14 protein-coding genes are annotated in these 17,312 nt (G+C 65.9%); 8 read left to right on the top strand and 6 right to left on the bottom strand.

Features of this window, described 5'->3' with window-relative positions; genetic code table 11:
- Positions 1–10 precede the first annotated feature (10 nt).
- The 6 genes from JQ627_RS37585 to JQ627_RS37560 all read left to right on the top strand — a co-directional run bounded on the left by JQ627_RS37585 (position 11) and on the right by JQ627_RS37560 (position 8,210).
- Positions 11–997, top strand: a complete 987-nt coding sequence (locus tag JQ627_RS37585) for an MDR family oxidoreductase (RefSeq protein WP_212489367.1) — start codon at positions 11–13, stop codon at positions 995–997.
- Between the two features lie 112 nt (positions 998–1,109).
- Entirely contained in the window at positions 1,110–1,709 is a 600-nt protein-coding gene (locus JQ627_RS37580; protein WP_212489366.1) for a hypothetical protein, read from the top strand.
- A 153-nt stretch (positions 1,710–1,862) separates the two neighbouring features.
- Complete coding sequence (locus JQ627_RS37575) at positions 1,863–2,096, top strand: DUF6894 family protein (RefSeq protein WP_212489365.1); 234 nt, start codon at positions 1,863–1,865, stop codon at positions 2,094–2,096.
- A gap of 224 nt (positions 2,097–2,320) precedes the next feature.
- On the top strand, positions 2,321–4,063 hold the full coding sequence (locus tag JQ627_RS37570; RefSeq protein ID WP_212489364.1) for a methyl-accepting chemotaxis protein: 1,743 nt from the start codon (positions 2,321–2,323) through the stop codon (positions 4,061–4,063).
- Positions 4,064–4,268: 205 nt separating this feature from the next.
- A complete protein-coding gene (locus JQ627_RS37565; protein WP_212489363.1) occupies positions 4,269–6,239 on the top strand; it encodes a methyl-accepting chemotaxis protein in 1,971 nt (656 codons plus the stop codon).
- A gap of 282 nt (positions 6,240–6,521) precedes the next feature.
- A complete protein-coding gene (locus JQ627_RS37560; RefSeq protein ID WP_212489362.1) occupies positions 6,522–8,210 on the top strand; it encodes a methyl-accepting chemotaxis protein in 1,689 nt (562 codons plus the stop codon).
- A 3-nt stretch (positions 8,211–8,213) separates the two neighbouring features.
- On the opposite strand, the gene JQ627_RS37555 is transcribed toward JQ627_RS37560, so the two are convergent.
- The 6 genes from JQ627_RS37555 to JQ627_RS37530 form a co-directional block, all read right to left on the bottom strand.
- Entirely contained in the window at positions 8,214–10,919 is a 2,706-nt protein-coding gene (locus tag JQ627_RS37555) for a DUF2339 domain-containing protein (protein ID WP_212489361.1), read from the bottom strand.
- Between the two features lie 50 nt (positions 10,920–10,969).
- A complete protein-coding gene (locus JQ627_RS37550) occupies positions 10,970–11,938 on the bottom strand; it encodes an NrtR DNA-binding winged helix domain-containing protein (RefSeq protein WP_212489360.1) in 969 nt (322 codons plus the stop codon).
- A 70-nt stretch (positions 11,939–12,008) separates the two neighbouring features.
- Positions 12,009–12,515 carry a tyrosine phosphatase family protein gene (locus JQ627_RS37545; protein ID WP_212489359.1) on the bottom strand — a complete coding sequence of 169 codons (507 nt, stop codon included), beginning with the start codon at positions 12,513–12,515 and terminating at the stop codon, positions 12,009–12,011.
- Between the two features lie 144 nt (positions 12,516–12,659).
- Positions 12,660–13,274: a YfbR-like 5'-deoxynucleotidase gene (locus JQ627_RS37540; protein WP_212489358.1), complete on the bottom strand. Its 615-nt coding sequence runs from the start codon at positions 13,272–13,274 to the stop codon at positions 12,660–12,662.
- Positions 13,271–13,897, bottom strand: a complete 627-nt coding sequence (locus JQ627_RS37535) for a DNA-3-methyladenine glycosylase I (protein ID WP_028158167.1) — start codon at positions 13,895–13,897, stop codon at positions 13,271–13,273. Before JQ627_RS37535 ends, JQ627_RS37540 begins: the two co-directional genes overlap by 4 nt.
- Positions 13,894–14,769 (bottom strand): folate-binding protein YgfZ, encoded by an 876-nt coding sequence (locus JQ627_RS37530; protein ID WP_212489357.1) that lies wholly within the window; start codon positions 14,767–14,769, stop codon positions 13,894–13,896. Before JQ627_RS37530 ends, JQ627_RS37535 begins: the two co-directional genes overlap by 4 nt.
- Before the next feature lie 101 nt (positions 14,770–14,870).
- On the opposite strand from JQ627_RS37530, the gene JQ627_RS37525 reads away from it, so the two are divergent.
- Both JQ627_RS37525 and JQ627_RS37520 read left to right on the top strand, forming a co-directional pair.
- The gene (locus tag JQ627_RS37525) at positions 14,871–16,205 is read left to right on the top strand and encodes a dihydroorotase (RefSeq protein ID WP_212489356.1); all 1,335 of its coding nucleotides are present in this window, start codon (positions 14,871–14,873) and stop codon (positions 16,203–16,205) included.
- Between the two features lie 141 nt (positions 16,206–16,346).
- On the top strand, positions 16,347–17,216 hold the full coding sequence (locus JQ627_RS37520) for a sulfurtransferase (RefSeq protein ID WP_212489355.1): 870 nt from the start codon (positions 16,347–16,349) through the stop codon (positions 17,214–17,216).
- Positions 17,217–17,312: the final 96 nt, after the last annotated feature.

Below are 17,312 nucleotides of genomic sequence, written 5' to 3'. Positions count from 1 at the left end.
GAGTTCAGCCGTGGCCACATTCAAGGCGATCCGGATCGACAAGGCGGACAAGGGCACCGCCGCGCAGCTCACGCAGTTCGACGAAGCCGAGCTGATGGATGGCGACGTCACCGTCCGCGTCGAATGGTCGACGCTGAACTACAAGGACGGCCTCGCGCTGACAGGCAAGGCGCCGGTGGTGCGCCGCTTCCCGATGATCGCCGGCATCGATTTCGCCGGCACGGTTGAAACTTCCTCCCATCCGCAATGGAAGGCGGGCGACAAGGTCGTCTGCACCGGCTGGGGCATGGGCGAGACCCATCTCGGCGCCTATGCCGAGAAGGCACGGGTGAAGGGCGACTGGCTGGTCGCCTTGCCGCAGGGCCTGTCGGCCCGTGACGCCATGGCGATCGGTACCGCCGGCTTCACCGCGATGCTGTCGGTGCTGGCGCTGGAGAAGCACGGTCTGTCGCCGAAGAGCGGCCCCGTCGTGGTCACGGGCGCCGCCGGCGGCGTCGGCTCGGTCGCCACCGCCGTGCTGTCGAAGCTCGGCTATCACGTCATCGCCTCGACCGGCCGCGCCTCGGAAGCCGACTATTTGAAGGACATCGGTGCTGCCGAGATCATCGACCGCAATGAATTGTCGGCGGCGGCCAAGCCCCTTGCCAAGGAGCGCTGGGCGGGCGGGGTGGACAGCGTCGGCTCGACCACGCTCGCGAATCTCCTGTCGATGACGAAGTATGGCGGCGCGATCGCGGCGTGCGGCCTGGCGGCCGGCATGGACCTGCCGTCTTCTGTCGCACCCTTCATTTTGCGCGCGGTGTGCCTTCTCGGCATCGATTCCGTGATGTGCCCGATCGAGCCGCGGAAAGCCGCCTGGCAGCGTCTGGCCTCGGATCTGGATCGGACAAAACTATCTGAAATTACTCATGAAATTCCGCTCGAGGAAGTTTCGGAATGGGGCGCGAAAATCCTGGCCGGTCAGGTCCGCGGCCGCATCGTGGTAAAAATTGTCTAACGGCGTTCAGACTTTACCAACCAAGCTGCTTCAATGTTGCCTTGGTTAGTATGGTAAGCAGCGGGTAAAGAGATAAGGCATTGCCCGCGCTGGGGTTGGTTCGGAGTTGAGCATGCTTGCGCGTATAGTGTTGGGGGCTGTCACGGCGGCAGCGACGTTTGCGCCGGCCATTGCAGGAAGCATGAACGCCGATGAGGCGCGCCGCTTCGTGGCGGGCAAGGTGTTCGCCTTCACCTGTTTCGACGGCACCCGCGGCGCAGGCCGCATCCTGGACGACCTCGGCGCCGCCGGCGCGGTGCAGTTCTCGGGCGCTGGCCCGGTGAAGCATCTCCGCCTGCCCGGCAACACGCTCCAGATCCGCGGGCAGAACGTCTGCGCCTCGATCAAGGGCATTCCGTTCGAGCCCTGCTTCAACCTGGAAAAGACCGACGATCGCAGCTTCCGCGGCTCGGTGTCGGGCATGGGCTTCGCCTATTGCGACTTCCACCACCAGGGCGGCAATCAGATGCTGATGGCCCGCGCGACGGCGCGTCCGCGCTCGCTGCGCTCTTCGGAGCGCACCGGTTCGGTCGCGGCGTCCAACACTGAAGTCGCCGCGCGCATCGAGACCCCGCGGGTCGAGAGCAGCCGGCTCGAGCCGGTGAAGTCCGAAGCCAAATCCGAGCCCCCCAAGATCGAGGCTCCGCTGGAACTGCGCCGCTCGACCCAGTGAGCTGGCTGCGCGGGACGCCCGCGCATCCTGTCGTTGAAGATATTCATCTATCGCCAAGCCGCCGCGCCGTAGTCATACGGACGGCGGCTTTCATGCCTTGGTAGCGACTCGCGTCCCAGTTTGCGCAGGGCCGGGGGGCGCAAGGGTTCTACGATGTCGCTGTATTTCTTCCGCATCAGTACCGGTTGTTATTCCGGCGCCGCCGACCAGCCGTACGAGTTCGACGATCGCGCCGCCGCCTGGGCCGAGATGAGCGAGGTCTGCGCCAACCTGCTCGGCAGCATCGCGCGCAACCTGAAGCCGAATGCGAAGTGGAGCATGGAGCTGCTCGACGAGAACAAGAAGCCGGTCTTCCGCGTCAGCCTGGTCGGTGAGACCGTGTGCTGATGACCGCGAACGGGCAACCGTTAACGGACGCCGGCGCATGCAAATCCGCGAGATCCATTTCGTTGCACGCGAAAAGTGCGCGACTGCAGTAGTTTAAGCATCAATTCAGTATTTCTACCTAGGCTGCCGCGGCCACGCTTAACGTTAATGAGCAACCTCGCGGTTAGCCTTCCCGGACTGTTCGCGCGCGTCGGCGCGGCAATGCGTATCCGGGGATTGCTTCGATGATGTTCATTCAGAACCTGCGAATTGGCACCAAGCTCGCGATCACGTCCGCACTGACCATCGGGCTCGTCGCGCTGATGATCGTCCTCCAGATGAGCGGCGGCGCCGAGGTTCAGAAGCTCAGCAATGCCGCATCGGCGCAGCAGGCGGTCGCGCAGAACGCTGCAGAAGCGAAAGCCTCGGTGCGTGGGATGCAGATCGGCATTCGCGACATCCTGACATCATCCTCGTCGGCCGAAATGCAGAAGGCCGCCACCTATTTCAATGATCGCCTGACGGCGGCACTGAAGTTCTCGGGCGAGATGACGAAGCTGTCGCACTCGCCGGAGAACCATAAACGAATCGACCGTTTGACTGTGCTGATCGGCAACTACCAGAAGGGCGAGCAGCAAATCGAAACGATCCGCAAGCAGGAGCTCGCGCTCGAAGGCAAGAAGGACGGCGAAGCGGCGGCGCAGTACGCAAAGCTGGTGTCCGATATCGACCGCATCCGCAAGGAAACGCTGGCGCCGATCAACGAAGAGATCTCGGAGCTGACCAACGAGATCACCAATTTTGCGAAGCAGAAGAGCGCCGAAGCCCGCGCTGAGGCCGAAGCAGAGGCGGCGTCGGTGGCGCGGACCTCGTTCATCACCGGTCTGCTGGTCGCGCTGGTTCTGATCGGTGCATGCATCTTCTCCGTCTTCAGCATCGCGCGGCCCATGCGCGCATTGACTGCGGCGATGGAGAAGCTCGCCGGCGGCGATTTCTCCGTGGTGCTGCCTGGCCTCGGCCGCAAGGACGAGGTCGGCGAAGTCGCCGGTGCCGTCGAGAAATTCAAGGTTGTGTCCGAACAGAAGGCGCGGGAGGACGCGGAAGCCAAGTCGCGGCAGGATCAGCTCGCAGCCGAGCAGCGCAAGTCCGAGATGCGCAGGCTCGCCGACAGCTTCGAAGGCGCCGTCGGCGAGATCGTCGGTACGGTGTCATCGGCTTCCACCGAGCTTGAAGCATCCGCCACCACGCTCACCTCGACCGCGGAGCGCACGCAGCAGCTCACCACCGTGGTCGCGGCAGCCTCAGAAGAGGCCTCCACCAACGTGCAGTCGGTGGCGTCGGCAACGGAAGAGCTGTCGTCGTCGATCACCGAGATCAGCCGGCAGGTGCAGGAATCCGCGCGCGTGGCGAGCGAAGCCGTCGGCCAGGCCCGCACCACCACCGAGCGCGTCAGCGAGCTGTCGAAGGCGGCGACGCGGATCGGCGACGTCGTCGAGCTGATCAACACCATCGCCGGCCAGACCAACCTGCTGGCGCTCAACGCCACGATCGAGGCCGCGCGCGCCGGCGAAGCGGGCCGCGGTTTTGCCGTGGTCGCCTCCGAAGTCAAGGCGCTCGCCGAGCAGACCGCCAAGGCGACCGGCGAGATCGGCCAGCAGATCGCCAGCATCCAGGCCGCGACCGAGCATTCGGTCGGTGCCATCAGGGACATCAGCGACACCATCGAGAAGCTGTCGGAAATCTCCTCGACCATCGCGGCTGCCGTCGAAGAGCAGGGCGCCGCGACGCAGGAAATCTCCCGCAACGTGCAGCAGGCGGCGGAAGGCACCCATCAAGTGTCGTCCAACATCACCGACGTGCAACGCGGCGCGAGCGAGACCGGCTCGGCGTCGTCGCAGGTGCTTTCGGCGGCGCAGTCGCTGTCCGGCGACAGCAATCGCCTCAAGCTCGAGGTTGGTAAGTTCCTCACCACGGTGCGCGCCGCCTGAGGGCGGCCGTTCTTGGCAAATCATCCGCCCACTGCAACCGCCGCGCGAGGACGCGCGGCGGTTCGCAATGCGTCGCGGCAGATACTGCGGAGAGAAGGCCTGCACGGTTAACCTTCCGGAAAACCGATGCAGTCATGATCTCGCAATATTCGGGTGCCGAGTCGCCCTTCCTTTATTGCGTATCGAACGTATCGGAGCACATTCAATGAGCGGCTCTTCCATACGCCTCACCCACAAGGTCATGGCGATCGGTCTCTTCGGCCTTGTCGGTCTCATCGTCTTCGGCGCGATCTACGAGATCGGCAGCCTCTCTCAGGACGCCTCCCGCACCGTTGCCAACCGCGCCCGCGCGATCGCTGACCTCAACAAGCAGCTCACGATCGAGATGCTGGAGGCGCGCCGCAGCGAGAAGAATTTTCAGCAGCGCCGCAACGAAAGCTACGCCAAGGCCCATGCCGAGCTGATGGGACCGATCAACCGCGATTTCGACGAGGTCGAGCGGTTGATGGCGGTCGGCGGCATGAGCGCGCTGTCCGACAAGACCAGGCAGGCGCATGACGGCTTCAAACGCTATGCCGAGGATTTCAAGGCGCTCGTCGTGGCCGAGACCAGAATAGGGCTGAACGAGTCGCTTGGCCTGTCCGACTCGCTCCGCGCCGCCGTGCACGACATCGAGGTGAAGCTCAAGGAGATCGACGATCCCAGAACGACGAGCTGGATGTTGATGATGCGCCGGCACGAGAAGGACTTCATGCTGCGACGCGACCCCAAATATATTGCCGAAGTGAAGAAGGCCGCGGTCGAATTCTCCAAGGCGATCGAGGTGGTCGCAGTTCCGACAGCGGTGATGAACGACATCACGGCCAAGCTCCAGAAGTACCAGTCCGAGTTCGCGGCCTGGGCCGAGACCGCGCAGCAGGGCGCTGCGCTGGACGCCAGCATGATGAAGACATTCCGCGAGCTCGAACCCTCCATGGTCGAGGTGCGGATCGCCGTCGACGCAATGTACAAGCAGGCCGACGCCGCGGAAGCCGCAACGCGCGATGCGGTACGCCTGTGGATGATGATTGCCTTCGCCGTCACCGTCGTCGTGCTCGCCGTGGTTGGCTTCTTCCTGGGACGCTCGATCTCGAAGGCATTGACCGGCATGGTCGGTGCGATGACGCGGCTTGCACGCGGCGAGCTCTCGATCTCCATTCCCGGCGTCGGGCGCAAGGACGAGATCGGCGAGATGGCCGGTGCGGTCGAGGTGTTCAGAACCAATATGGCGGAGGCCGAACGTCTGCGCGCCGAGCAGGCCGAAGCTGACGCACGCGGGCGCGAACGGCGCAGGGCGGATATGCAGCGTCTTGCCGATGTGTTTGAAGGCGCGGTCGGCGAAGTCATCGACACGGTGTCATCGGCGGCAACCGAGCTCGAGGCGTCCTCCAACACGCTGACACAGGCCGCCGAGCGCGGTAACGGGCTTGCCACGGCGGTGGCCGCGGCTTCGGAGGAAGCGTCCGCGAATGTGCAGTCGGTGTCCTCGGCCAGCGAGGAGATGACCACCTCGATCTCCGAGATCAGCCGGCAGGTGCAGGAATCCTCGCGCGTTGCCGACGTCGCGGTGGAGCAGGCCCAGCGCACCAATTCGCGCGTCGCCGAACTGACGAAGGCGGCAGGTCGCATCGGCGACGTGGTCGAGCTGATCAACATTATCGCCAGCCAGACCAATCTGCTGGCGCTGAATGCCACGATCGAGGCGGCACGGGCGGGCGAAGCCGGCAAGGGCTTTGCGGTTGTCGCGACCGAAGTGAAGGCACTCGCCGAGCAGACCGCGAAGGCCACGGGCGAGATCAGCCAGCACATCGGCGCGATCCAGACCGCGACGCAGGACTCGGTCGGTGCGATCAAGGAGATCGGCGACACCATCGCACGGATGTCGGAGATTTCCTCGGCCATCGCCGCGGCAGTGGAGGAGCAGGGCGCCGCCACGCAGGAAATCTCCCGCAACATCCAGCATGCTGCGCACGGCACCTCGGAGGTGTCGGCGAATATCGGCGACGTCCAGCGCGGCGCCGGCGAGACCGGGGCTGCGTCGGCCCAGGTTCATTCGGCGGCGCAATCGCTCTCGCAGGAGAGCAACCGGCTGAAGCACGAGGTCGCGCGCTTTCTGGAGTCGGTGCGGGCGGCGTGAGGTCGTCAGCCGCCTTGTTCGAACCGCGCATCGCGGTGCGCTGGTGTGGCTGCGCGATATTCGGTGCGCTGCAACGCGTGATTGCCGAACATATGACGTCGGCGATAGCGAATTCCGTAGTTCCACGTAGGTTCCTGTTAACGCCTGTTTGCAACTATGCGCGCAATCTTACGGGATAAGAACCAGCCAGCATTGTTGAACTGACTTCCGCCCTGTCGTCCGTCGTGACGATGGCGGCGCAGGTGATTTGTGCGTTGCTAGGTCTCATCGGGATTTGCTGTGATGTCGAAGTTGTCGATCGTGTTCAAGCTTCTGACTGTGTTGTCGGTCCTCGTGCTGTCGCTCGCCGGCATCGGCGTGACGGCGATAGGCACCATGCAGAATATCAATTCTCACACCGTCGAGATCGCGGAAAGCTGGTTGCCGAGCGTGCGTGCGCTTGGGTCGCTTCGCGCCGACATCAACGAGCTGCGCGTCGCGCTCCGCCTGCACCTGATGCAGGACACGGCTGAAGGCAAGGAAGCTGCCGAAAAGCGCCTCGCCTCGCTGCAGGCGCGCATCGACCAGACCCGCAGGGTCTACGAGCCGCTGATCACCTCCGCCGAGGAGCGCTCGCTCTATGAGCAATGGGCCAGGGCATGGGCGGAATACCTGAACGGGGTGCAGGAGGTCATGGCGCTGTCGCGCAAGGGCGTCGGCCGCTTCCCGACCGATGCCAACGAGCTGTTGCAGACCAAGGTCGCGAAGATGGCCCAGGCCGCCGACCCGCTGCTCCAGAAGGGCATCGAGATGAACAACCGGGGCGCCGAGCTGGAGACGAAGCAGGCGGCCGACAGCTACGCCACGATCTTCCGCGTGCTGGTCGGCATCATCGTGTTCTCGGTCGTGATCGCGATCGGTGCCGCCTATTATCTCGTGCGTGACGTTTCTCGCGGGATTGCCTCGATCATCCGTCCGATGCAGTCGCTTGGCGAAGGCGACCTCTCCGCCGAGGTGCCGCATCGTGGCGAGAAGACCGAGATCGGCTCGATGGCGGATGCGCTCCAGATATTCAAGGAGGCGCTGATCGCCAAGAAGGCGGCGGACGAGGCTGCCGCGGCCGACGCCGAGGCCAAGATCGAGCGCGGCCGCCGCGTCGACGCCATCACCCGCAAGTTCGAGGCCATGATCGGCGAGGTCGTCGGCACCGTGTCGTCGGCCTCGACCGAGCTCGAGGCGTCCGCGACCACGCTGACCAACACGGCGCAGCGCGGACAGGAGCTTGCCACCGTGGTCGCTGCGGCGTCCGAGGAAGCCTCCACCAACGTCCAGGCGGTTGCGTCCGCCTCGGAGGAACTGTCATCCTCCATCACCGAGATCAGCCGCCGAGTGCAGGATTCGGCGCGGATGGCCGCGGAGGCCGTCGAGCAGGCCACGCGGACCAACGACCGCGTCAACGCGCTGTCGCAGGCGGCATCGCGCATCGGCGACGTGGTCGAGCTGATCAACACCATCGCCGGTCAGACCAATCTGCTGGCGCTCAACGCCACCATCGAGGCGGCGCGTGCCGGTGAAGCCGGCCGCGGCTTCGCGGTCGTCGCCTCCGAGGTCAAGGCGCTGGCCGAGCAGACCGCGAAAGCGACCGGCGAGATCGGGGCGCAGGTCTCCGGGATCCAGGCCGCGACGCAGGAATCCGTCAGCGCCATCCAGGAGATCGGCGGCACCATCGAGCGGCTGTCCGAGGTGTCGGCGGCCATCGCAGCCGCTGTCGAGGAGCAGGGCGCGGCCACGCAGGAGATCTCGCGCAACGTGCAGCAGGCTTCGGTCGGCACGCAGGAGGTCTCGATGAACATCACGGACGTGCAGCGCGGTGCGATCGAGACCGGCTCGGCGTCGACGGAGGTGCTGTCGGCAGCGAAATCGCTGGCGACCGACAGCACGCGACTCAAAGTCGAGGTCGCGCAGTTCCTGGAGTCGGTCCGCGCGGCCTGATCATCAAGTGCTCGCCTGCGGAGCCGGCGGCGGTGCGACCTGTCGCCGGAACAGGATGCGCTGGTAGAGCCAGCCGATTGCGACCAGCACGATGCCGAGGCACATGAACGACAGCGCGCGGTAGACGCCTGTCAGCGTCGACATGTCGATCACGAAGGCCTTCAGGATCGTCAGCGCGATCACCGCGGCTGACGCCAGCCGTGCCCGCTCGGAGTTGACGAGAATGCCGACGCCGAGCAGCACCACGCCGAAGCCAAGCCAGCCGATCGAATAGGTGTATTGCTCCGCGCCCGTGGTGGCGCCGTAAAGCAGGACCGGGCCGTGATAGAAGCGGCGGATCTCCAGCGTCACATAGGTGAGCGCGAACACCAGCGCACCGCCGGCCATTGTGTTCGCATAGGCGACGGGGCGATGTCCGGCCACCGCATAGGACAGCAGCAGCATCAGCACGGCCGGGAGAGCGTAGCCGAGCAGCAGCAGGTTGAAGACGTGACCTCCGACATTGACGCTGGAGAGCAGCCACGGATTCTCCAGGATCAGCAGGCCGAACACGCTGATGAGCCCGGCGATCGCAGTGAGCGCGACCGCGCCGACATTGTGAACGATGCTGTGGCTCCTCAGCCGCAGCCGCTCCAGCCCGATCGCCATGGCGAGCGCGGCGCAGACTTGCAGGGCAAATTCGAGCAGCGAGGGGGCCGACGTCATGCGGCCGCCGGTGGCAAGATGCCGGATCTCCATGAAGGCCAGCAGCGCGGTGAACAGGATCGCGGCGGTCTCCACGATGCGCAGCGGCGGATCGTCACCGCGACGGCGCAGGAAGATGCTCGCGCCCCAGAACGAGGCCGCCGGCAGGCCGTAGCCCCACAACAGCCAGTTGAAGATCGGCGTGGTGCCGACGGCATCGCCGACGATGCGCGGATCATAGCCGATGCGCGCGGTCACGATCGCGGCAAAGATGGCGGCGAGCCGGCGCAGGACCGGGATCGGCCGCTGCAACGAGATCCAGGCCGTGCCGAGCGACATCAGCGCCAGCGCGATGGTGAGCCAGCCCTTTTCGAGGGCGAAGGTCAGCGCCAGCGCCAGCGCGCCGAGCGTGCCGGTCGCGAACAGCGCGACGGAGGTCGCAGCGCCCGGCCGATTGTCGCGGCGCGCCAGCGCTTCGGTCGCTGCGCCAAAGGCGGCGGCAAGCAGCACCGCGAGGATCGCGAACGGGATCGAGCGGTCGAGATGGGCGATGCGTGCGTAGAGCGCAACGAGGATCGCGATCGGCGTCGCAACCGCTGCCGCCGACCACACCACCGGGATGACCGCCGAGTTCGAGCGGCCCTGCGCGAGAAAGCCCGCGATGCCGAAGCCGGCAGCGAAGATTGCGGCCATCACCAGATGCAGCGTCACCGAGCTGTCGATCGCCGTTGGCCCGACGCCGGGCATCGGACCGCCCGGCAGCACCAGCATGTCGGGATTGGCGCGCACCGCCCATTCGGCGAACACGATGAAGACGGTCGCTGCGGCCGCGCCCAGCGCGCCGGTCGCCGCCGGCGCGCGCCAGACGACGACCAGCGTCCCGCCGACGAGCAGCGCGAAGGCGATCAGCGCAAGGTCCGCATGCGCGCTCGACAGCACGATCAGCATCGCGCCGAACAGATAGGCGCCGAGCGAGCTCGACGAGACCGGCTCGATCTCCCCGTCCTCTATCGTGGGGCCGAACATGAAGCCGCAGACGACGAGGAGGGCGGCGAGCACGAAACCCGCGATGACGTGGAAGACGTGCGGTGCGACCTGCAGCTCGCTGGTATCGAGCCCCGGGAAGATCCAGAGCATGGCGAAGGCGATGGTCGTGACCGCGAGCCAGCGCCACAGCCGGATGCGCGCGAGGCCGAAGCTCGCGGCGGTGACGATCGCAAGATAGATGTAGAGCGCCCAATAATCCGGCTTGCCGCTGGAGACGAGGATCGGCGTCACGAACGCGCCGACCACGCCGAGGCCCGCGAGTGCGGGCCCATGCAACAGTGCCGCCGCGAGCGTGCCGAGCGCGACGAGGCCGAGCAGCACGAAAGCGGTGGCGGGCACGAGGAAGCCATAGAGCGCGTAGGCGGCGTAGATGGTCGCGAACGCTACGGCCGTTCCGGCCGCGGTGAGGATCGCGGGGATATTGGCGATCGGAAGCGCCTGGATGTTGGAGATGCTCTCCTTGCGCCGCGACCATTCGCCGGCGCCGAGCAGCGCGGTTGCGAACAGGCCGCCGAGGAACACGCGCACGCCGGGGCCGACGAGGCCGGCCTCGATCGAATAGCGCACCATGAAGAAGCCGCCGAGTGCGAGCGCAAGGCCGCCGATCCATACCACCCAGCGCGTGCCGAGCCGCTCCTCGAAGCCGGGTGCTGGCGCGGGCAAAGGCGGCGGTGCGTCGGCGCCGGTGCTCGCTTCGAGCGGGGGCGGCGCAACGTCTTCGGCGACGAGAGGTGGCGGCGCCGTCTCGGCTTCGGGCGCAAGCGGCGGCGGTTCTGCGGAAGTTGTTGCGGGCGCTTCAGCTTGCACATGCGCAGGCATCAACGGTGGCGGCTGAACCTGCCGCTGTGCGTAAAACGTTTCTTCGAGCGAGCTCAGCCGGCGGCGCAGCTCGGCAGCCTGGCTGGAAGCCTTGATCGCGACCAGGAAGGCGATGATCGCAATGATCAGCGCAAAGACGTCAAACGGGCCGTCGAACATGAAGCCTCCAGGCAACCGGCGGGCAGGGGCCGGTCACGCAAATCCAGGATCTAGCGCCGGGAGCGGACGCGCAAGCCCGGCGCGGGTCGCTCCTGGAGCACGTCGCGGCGGAAGCGGTAGAGCGCCGCCGGCCGTCCGCCTGTCTGTGTCGACATCACCCCGGTCGGTTCGACCAGGGCTTCGGTTTCGACCAGGCGGCGGAAATTCTGCTTGTGCAGGTGCCGGCCGGAGATCGCCTCCACCGTGTACTGCAACTCAGTGAGTGTGAACTCGGCGGGCAAAAGTTCAAACACCACAGGACGATACTTCAGTTTCGCACGCAGCCGCGCGATCGCGGTGGCGAGAATCCGGCGGTGATCGAAACGCATGGATGTGCCGAGCGCGGGAAGCACCTTGCGCGCCAATGCCGCAGGGCGGCCGTCGCGCCGTGCCTCCTCGATCAGTCCGGCCTCGTAGAGCAGCTCATAGCGGTCGAGCACGCGCTCCTCGTCCCAGGGCGCGCCGTCGAGACCGAAATAGAACCGCACGCGATCCCGGCGCGGCAGTGCGCGTGTGGTCTCGGGCGTCTCCTCTTCGGCCCATGACGTCAGCGCCGGAATGATGTCACGGGCGATGATCGCGGGCGGCTCCTCGCGCCAGTCTTCCCAGGGAAGGAAGCGATACCACGGTTCGAAGCTCGCGCCAGTCGCTGCGAGTTCGCCGCCCACCGCGCGCGTCAGCGCGAGATATCCGATCGACACCATATGCGCGCCGATGTCGCCGGCCTCCGCATGGCGTCCGCGATCGCCGAACGTATAGAGCTGCTCGACATAGCCGAGCCGCAAGCCCGCCTGCGCCTCGACCCAGGCGCGCAGGCCGATCTCGAAGGTGCGATGGCTGAGCGCATCGAACGGGCCGAACGGCAGGCCGGCCAGACCGTCGGTGCCGCGCGCGGACAGGATCAGCGGCTCGTGGTCCTCGATCGCGACGATCGCCGCGGTCAGGCCGATCTCGATCGGCGTGAGGAACTTGTCGCTCATGCGATGATGATCGCAGGTGCTGCCACAAGCCCGGCCATGACGGCAACACCTGCATCGTGGCGCGTAGCGGTCATTCGAGCTCGATCACGAAGGGGCGGCCTTCCACCATCATCGCGCCCGGGCCCATTTCGTCGAGCGCGCGCAGCATGCGGCCGTTGCGCCCCAGCGCGCGGTCGGCAAGGCCGACGATGCGCCGGTTCGGCGAGGCGATCGGCGACGCCGCACGGATCTTCTTCGCGATCTCGATCTCGTCGCGGTCCGGATTGAGGGCGCAGACGGCCGCGAAGGCGCTCGCGGTAGAGCGGCTGATGCCGGCATAGCAATGCACCACCAGCGGGGCGCTGCGGTCCCAGCCGCGCACGAAATTCAGCACCTGGTCGATATGAGCTTCGGATGGTGCGGTGAAGCCGTCCATCTCCTCGGTGATGTCGTCCATCGACACCTTGAGATGGTTGGCCGGCAGCACGGACACCGGACGTGCCACCTGCTCGACATTGGCCATCACCGTCAGCACATGGCTGGCCCTGGTGACGCGGACGGTTTCGGGAAGGGCAGCGAGGGAACAGACGTGGATCATGGCGGACCTTTTTGCCACTGATTATAGCGAGCGCTCGTAGGGTGGGCAAAGGCGCATCGCGCCGTGCCCACCGTTTCGCACCGCGCATATCTCGGCTAGTTTGGTGGGCACGCTTCGCTTTGCCCACCCTACGAAGGGATGATGCTACGCGAACACCGCGCTGAACCGCTCCAGGAACTGCTTCTCGGCCCGCGCCGCGGTCCAGGGCGTGAGGTAGTCGCGGCGGACGCTGTCGGGGAGGCCGGGGTCCCTGCCGAACAGGCGCTTCGCCTCGCTATCGCTGAAGCCGGCGAGCTCGGTCGCCTCCAGATAGGCCGCACCGCGGTCGGCGGCCTTGATGGCCAGCGTGATCTCGTCGGAGAGCACCGGCGGCAGGCCGAAGCGAATGTGGATGGCGCCGAGCAGGCGCTTCTCCACAGCCTTGTAATGGCCATCCAGCACGGCCTTGAACGGCGAGATCATGTCGCCGATCACATATTCGGGCGCATCGTGCAGCAAAGCTGCGAGCCGCATGCGCTGATCGACGCGCGGCATCTCGTGCCGCAGCACGGTCTCCACCAGCAGCGTGTGCTGCGCGACCGAGAAGATGTGCGCGCCGGTGGTCTGGCCGTTCCAGCGCGCGACGCGCGCCAGCCCATGCGCGATGTCGGCGATCTCGACGTCGAGCGGTGAGGGATCGAGCAGATCGAGCCGCCGGCCCGACAGCATGCGCTGCCAGGCGCGTGACTCCGCGCCGCGTGCCGTCTTCTTCGCAGTCATTTGGCCTTGAGGCGCGGCTTGCGCTGCGTCTTGCCGCAGCTCGCGTGACAATGGCAGTCGACGAGATGGTCGTTGACCATGCCGGTCGCCTCCATGAAGGCGTAGACGATGGTCGGGCCGACGAATTTGAAGCCGCGCGAGGACAGTTCCTTGGAGATCTGCACCGACAAAGGCGTCGAGGCCGGCACGCTCGCAGTGGTCTTGAAATTGTTGACCTTGGGCCGTCCATCCATGAAGTCCCACAACAGCTTCGAGAAGCCTGGGCCCTTCTCCATGATGTCGAGATACGACTTCGCGCTCAGGATGGCGCCGTCGATCTTGGCGCGGTTGCGAACGATGCCGGCATCGTTCATCAGCGCATGGACCTTCTTGTCGTTGTAGCGCGCGATCTTCTCCGGCTGGAAGTCGTCGAAGGCTTTGCGGAAATTGTCCCGCTTGCGCAGGATCGTGATCCAGGAGAGGCCGGCCTGGAAGCCGTCGAGAATCAGCTTTTCATAGAGCGCGCGGTCGTCATATTCCGGCACGCCCCATTCGGTGTCGTGATAGGCGACATAGAGCGGATCTTCGCCGGGCCAGGGGCAGCGGGTTTTTCCGTCGGGATGCAGGCGGGGGGCTCGGCTCATGCGGTGGGCTGCTTCAGGGGAATGCGGACGACGTCGGGTTCGGCGAGCCTCACGGTGAGGCCGCCGGCGGTGAGCGGCTGGCCGGCATCGAGCGCGTCCGCAACGCGGTCGATACGTACCAGCGCGATGCCCTTGCCCTGCGCCGACGAGCCCATCGTGCCGACCGCCTTGTCGCCGGCGAGGATGCTGACGCCGGCCTCCGGCGAGAGGTCGTCGAGCAGCACCTTGACGCTGCGGGTGCGCGCGGTGCCGCGATGCTGCATGCGCGAGACGACCTCCTGGCCGACATAGCAGCCCTTGTCGAAATCGACGCCGGCAAGACGGTCCATGTTGGTCTCGTGCGGGAACGCATCGCTGTACATGAAGTCGAGCCCCCCGCGCGGCACGCCGAGCGCGATGCGGTGCGCCTCGTAGCCGGCCGCATCGACCAGCTCGGCGCCGATGAGGTCGGACAGCTTCTGCTTGAGATCTTCGGGGATCAAGATGCGATAGCCGAGCGCATCATTGCGTGGATCGGCGAAGGCAAGGTCCGGCTGCGCCGCAAGCTGGCCGTCCCAGGCCGCGAGGACGCCGAGATCGAGGTTTTCCACCGTGACCTTGGCGCGCAGCTTGTAGAATTTCAGCTTGGTGGCGAGGCCCTCGGCCAGCGCCTTCGGACAGTCGATCAGGAACCCGCCGCCATGGCCAGCGGGCACCTCGGTGATCAGGAAATCCGCGATGATCTTGCCCTGCGGCGTCAGCAGTGCGCCGAATCGCCCCAGGCCCGGCTTCAGCCTGTCGACATCGGTCGTGATGAGGCCGTTGAGGAAGTTGCGCGCATCCTCGCCCGCGACCTTGATCACGCTCCGGTCGGGAAGAAACGCTGATTTCATGCGAAAATCTCTTGCGACATGTTGCTCCGGAACGTAAGCCCGCAAGGCATAAACGACAAGACCTCAAGCCCTGCGCTTGGGGACGAGAGAGGCCTTCAGCCATGACCCAGCGCTTCGATGTGATCCTCAAAGGCGGCACCGTCGTCAACCAGGACGGCGAGGGTGTTCGCGATATCGGCATTACCAACGGCCGGATCGCGGAGCTGGGCCCGCTGTCGCAGGCCTCCGCCGCCGAGGTGATCGACTGCAAGGGTCTGCATATCCTGCCCGGCGTGATGGACACGCAGGTGCATTTCCGCGAACCCGGGCTGGAGCAGAAGGAAGACCTCGAGACCGGCTCGCGCAGCGCCGTGATGGGCGGCGTCACCGCCGTGTTCGAGATGCCCAACACCTCGCCGCTCACGGTGACGGAAGCCACCTTCACCGACAAGGTGAAGCGCGCCCACCGCCGCATGCATTGCGATTTCGCCTTCTTCATCGGCGGCACCCGCGAGAACGTGCAGGACCTGCCTGTGCTGGAACGCGCGCCCGGCTGCGCGGGTGTGAAAGTGTTCATCGGCTCCTCGACCGGCGCGCTGCTGGTAGAGGACGACGAGAGCCTGCGCCGCATCTTCCAGGTGATCCGCCGCCGCGCCGCCTTCCACGCCGAGGACGAGTACCGCCTCAACGAGCGCAAGTCGCTGCGCATCGAGGGCGATACGCGCTCGCATCCGGTCTGGCGCGACGAGACCGCGGCGCTGATGGCGACGCAGCGGCTGGTCAAGCTCGCGCACGAGACCGGCAAGCGCATCCATGTGCTGCACATCTCGACCAAGGAAGAGATCGAATTCCTGCGCGACCACAAGGATGTCGCCTCCTGCGAGGCGACGCCGCATCATCTGACGCTGGTCGCGCCCGAATGCTACGAGCGGCTCGGCACGCTGGCGCAGATGAACCCGCCGGTGCGCGGCGCCGATCACCGCGCCGGGATCTGGCGTGGCATCGAGCACGGCATCATCGATGTGCTCGGCTCCGACCACGCCCCGCACACGCTCGAAGAGAAGCAGAAGACCTATCCGGCCTCGCCCTCCGGCATGACCGGCGTGCAAACGCTGGTGCCGCTCATGCTCGACCACGTGAACGCCGGCCGCCTGTCGCTGGCAAGGTTCGTGGATCTCACCAGCGCCGGCCCCGCGCGTCTCTACAACATGGCCTGCAAGGGCCGCATTGCCGCCGGCTACGACGCCGACTTCACGGTCGTCGATCTCAAGCGCAGCGAGACCATCACCAACAAATGGGTGGCCTCGAAGGCCGGCTGGACCCCCTATGACGGCGTCCGCGTCACGGGCTGGCCCGTCGGCACCTTCATCCGCGGCCGCCGCGTGATGTGGCAGGGCGAGATCGTGACACCGTCGCAGGGCGAGCCGGTGCGGTTTCTGGAGACACTGAAGCAGTAGGTTGCCGCAGCCTCGTCATTGCGAGGAGCGTAGCGACGAAGCAATCCAGAATCCCTCCGCGGCGGCAGCCTGGATTGCTTCGCTGCGCTCGCAATGACGGGTGGAGAAGGCTACAGTGTCCTCAGCAGGGAGGAGGCGACAATGTCTCAACCGACACCCCTCATCACCACCGAGCAACTCGCAGCCCACCTCGACGATCCCAACCTCCGCCTCTACGATTGCACGACCTATAACGAGCCGGTCCCGCCCGGCAGCGACGTGCCGTATCGCGCTGTCCCCGGCGACAAGACCTTCGCGGCCGGCCACATCCCCGGCGCCGATTTCCTCGACCTGCAAGGCGAGTTCTCCGACACCTCCGCGCAACAGTTCTTCATGATGGCTGGAGTGCCCCAGCTGGAGGCCGCCTTCGGCCGCCACGGCGCCGACGCATCCAAAGCCATCGTTCTCTACAGCATCGGCACCATGATGTGGTCGACGCGGTTCTGGTGGATGCTGCGCTCGCTCGGCGTCGATGCGCAGGTGCTCGACGGCGGTTTGGATAAGTGGAAGGCCGAGGGCCGGCCAATCGTAACAGGCGCGCCGAAGGGCTATCCGGCGACGACCTTCAAGGCCACACCGCGCGCAGGCTTCTTCGTCGACAAGAATACCGTGAAGGCGCGGATCGGCGATCCCTCGACCGTGATCGTCAACGCGCTCGGACCGCAATTTCATCAAGGCCTCGAGCCGAGCCGTTACGGCCGGCCCGGCCGCGTTCCCGGCAGCGTCAACGTTCCTGCGGCAACGCTCGCAAATGCCGACAAGTCGCTGACGAATCTTGCCGATGCCGAAGCGAAATTCGTCGCCCAAGGCGTCACGCGCGACAAGAATGTGATCTGCTATTGCGGTGGCGGCATCTCAGCGACGGTCGACCTGCTGCTGCTGACGCAGCTCGGCTACGACAAGCTGACGCTGTACGATGCCTCCATGGGCGAATGGGCGAGGGATCCGGCACTGCCGATCGAGACGGACTAGCTCTTACCCTCCCCTCCAGGGCAGGGCTATCGCATGTAGCCGAGGAGTTCGAAGAGGAAGGCATCGTTCCAGCCGGCCCGCTTGAGCTTGAGGCGT

It is taken from the genome of Bradyrhizobium liaoningense, from assembly GCF_018130785.1.
GTDB classification, from domain to species: Bacteria; Pseudomonadota; Alphaproteobacteria; order Rhizobiales; family Xanthobacteraceae; genus Bradyrhizobium; species Bradyrhizobium liaoningense_A.
The sequence above is the reverse complement of the archived record's forward strand: the minus strand, read 5'-3'. Positions and strand labels throughout refer to the sequence as shown.

What these genes read in the sequence shown, in the direction of transcription:
- JQ627_RS37580 (WP_212489366.1), top strand. Translation starts at nt 1,110, where the DNA reads ATGCTTGCGCGTATAGTGTTGGGGGCTGTCACGGCGGCAGCGACGTTT.
- JQ627_RS37575 (WP_212489365.1), top strand. Translation starts at nt 1,863, where the DNA reads ATGTCGCTGTATTTCTTCCGCATCAGTACCGGTTGTTATTCCGGCGCC.
- JQ627_RS37570 (WP_212489364.1), top strand. Translation starts at nt 2,321, where the DNA reads ATGATGTTCATTCAGAACCTGCGAATTGGCACCAAGCTCGCGATCACG.
- JQ627_RS37565 (WP_212489363.1), top strand. Translation starts at nt 4,269, where the DNA reads ATGAGCGGCTCTTCCATACGCCTCACCCACAAGGTCATGGCGATCGGT.
- JQ627_RS37560 (WP_212489362.1), top strand. Translation starts at nt 6,522, where the DNA reads ATGTCGAAGTTGTCGATCGTGTTCAAGCTTCTGACTGTGTTGTCGGTC.
- JQ627_RS37555 (WP_212489361.1), bottom strand. Translation starts at nt 10,919, where the DNA reads ATGTTCGACGGCCCGTTTGACGTCTTTGCGCTGATCATTGCGATCATC.
- JQ627_RS37550 (WP_212489360.1), bottom strand. Translation starts at nt 11,938, where the DNA reads ATGAGCGACAAGTTCCTCACGCCGATCGAGATCGGCCTGACCGCGGCG.
- JQ627_RS37545 (WP_212489359.1), bottom strand. Translation starts at nt 12,515, where the DNA reads ATGATCCACGTCTGTTCCCTCGCTGCCCTTCCCGAAACCGTCCGCGTC.
- JQ627_RS37540 (WP_212489358.1), bottom strand. Translation starts at nt 13,274, where the DNA reads ATGACTGCGAAGAAGACGGCACGCGGCGCGGAGTCACGCGCCTGGCAG.
- JQ627_RS37535 (WP_028158167.1), bottom strand. Translation starts at nt 13,897, where the DNA reads ATGAGCCGAGCCCCCCGCCTGCATCCCGACGGAAAAACCCGCTGCCCC.
- JQ627_RS37530 (WP_212489357.1), bottom strand. Translation starts at nt 14,769, where the DNA reads ATGAAATCAGCGTTTCTTCCCGACCGGAGCGTGATCAAGGTCGCGGGC.
- JQ627_RS37525 (WP_212489356.1), top strand. Translation starts at nt 14,871, where the DNA reads ATGACCCAGCGCTTCGATGTGATCCTCAAAGGCGGCACCGTCGTCAAC.
- JQ627_RS37520 (WP_212489355.1), top strand. Translation starts at nt 16,347, where the DNA reads ATGTCTCAACCGACACCCCTCATCACCACCGAGCAACTCGCAGCCCAC.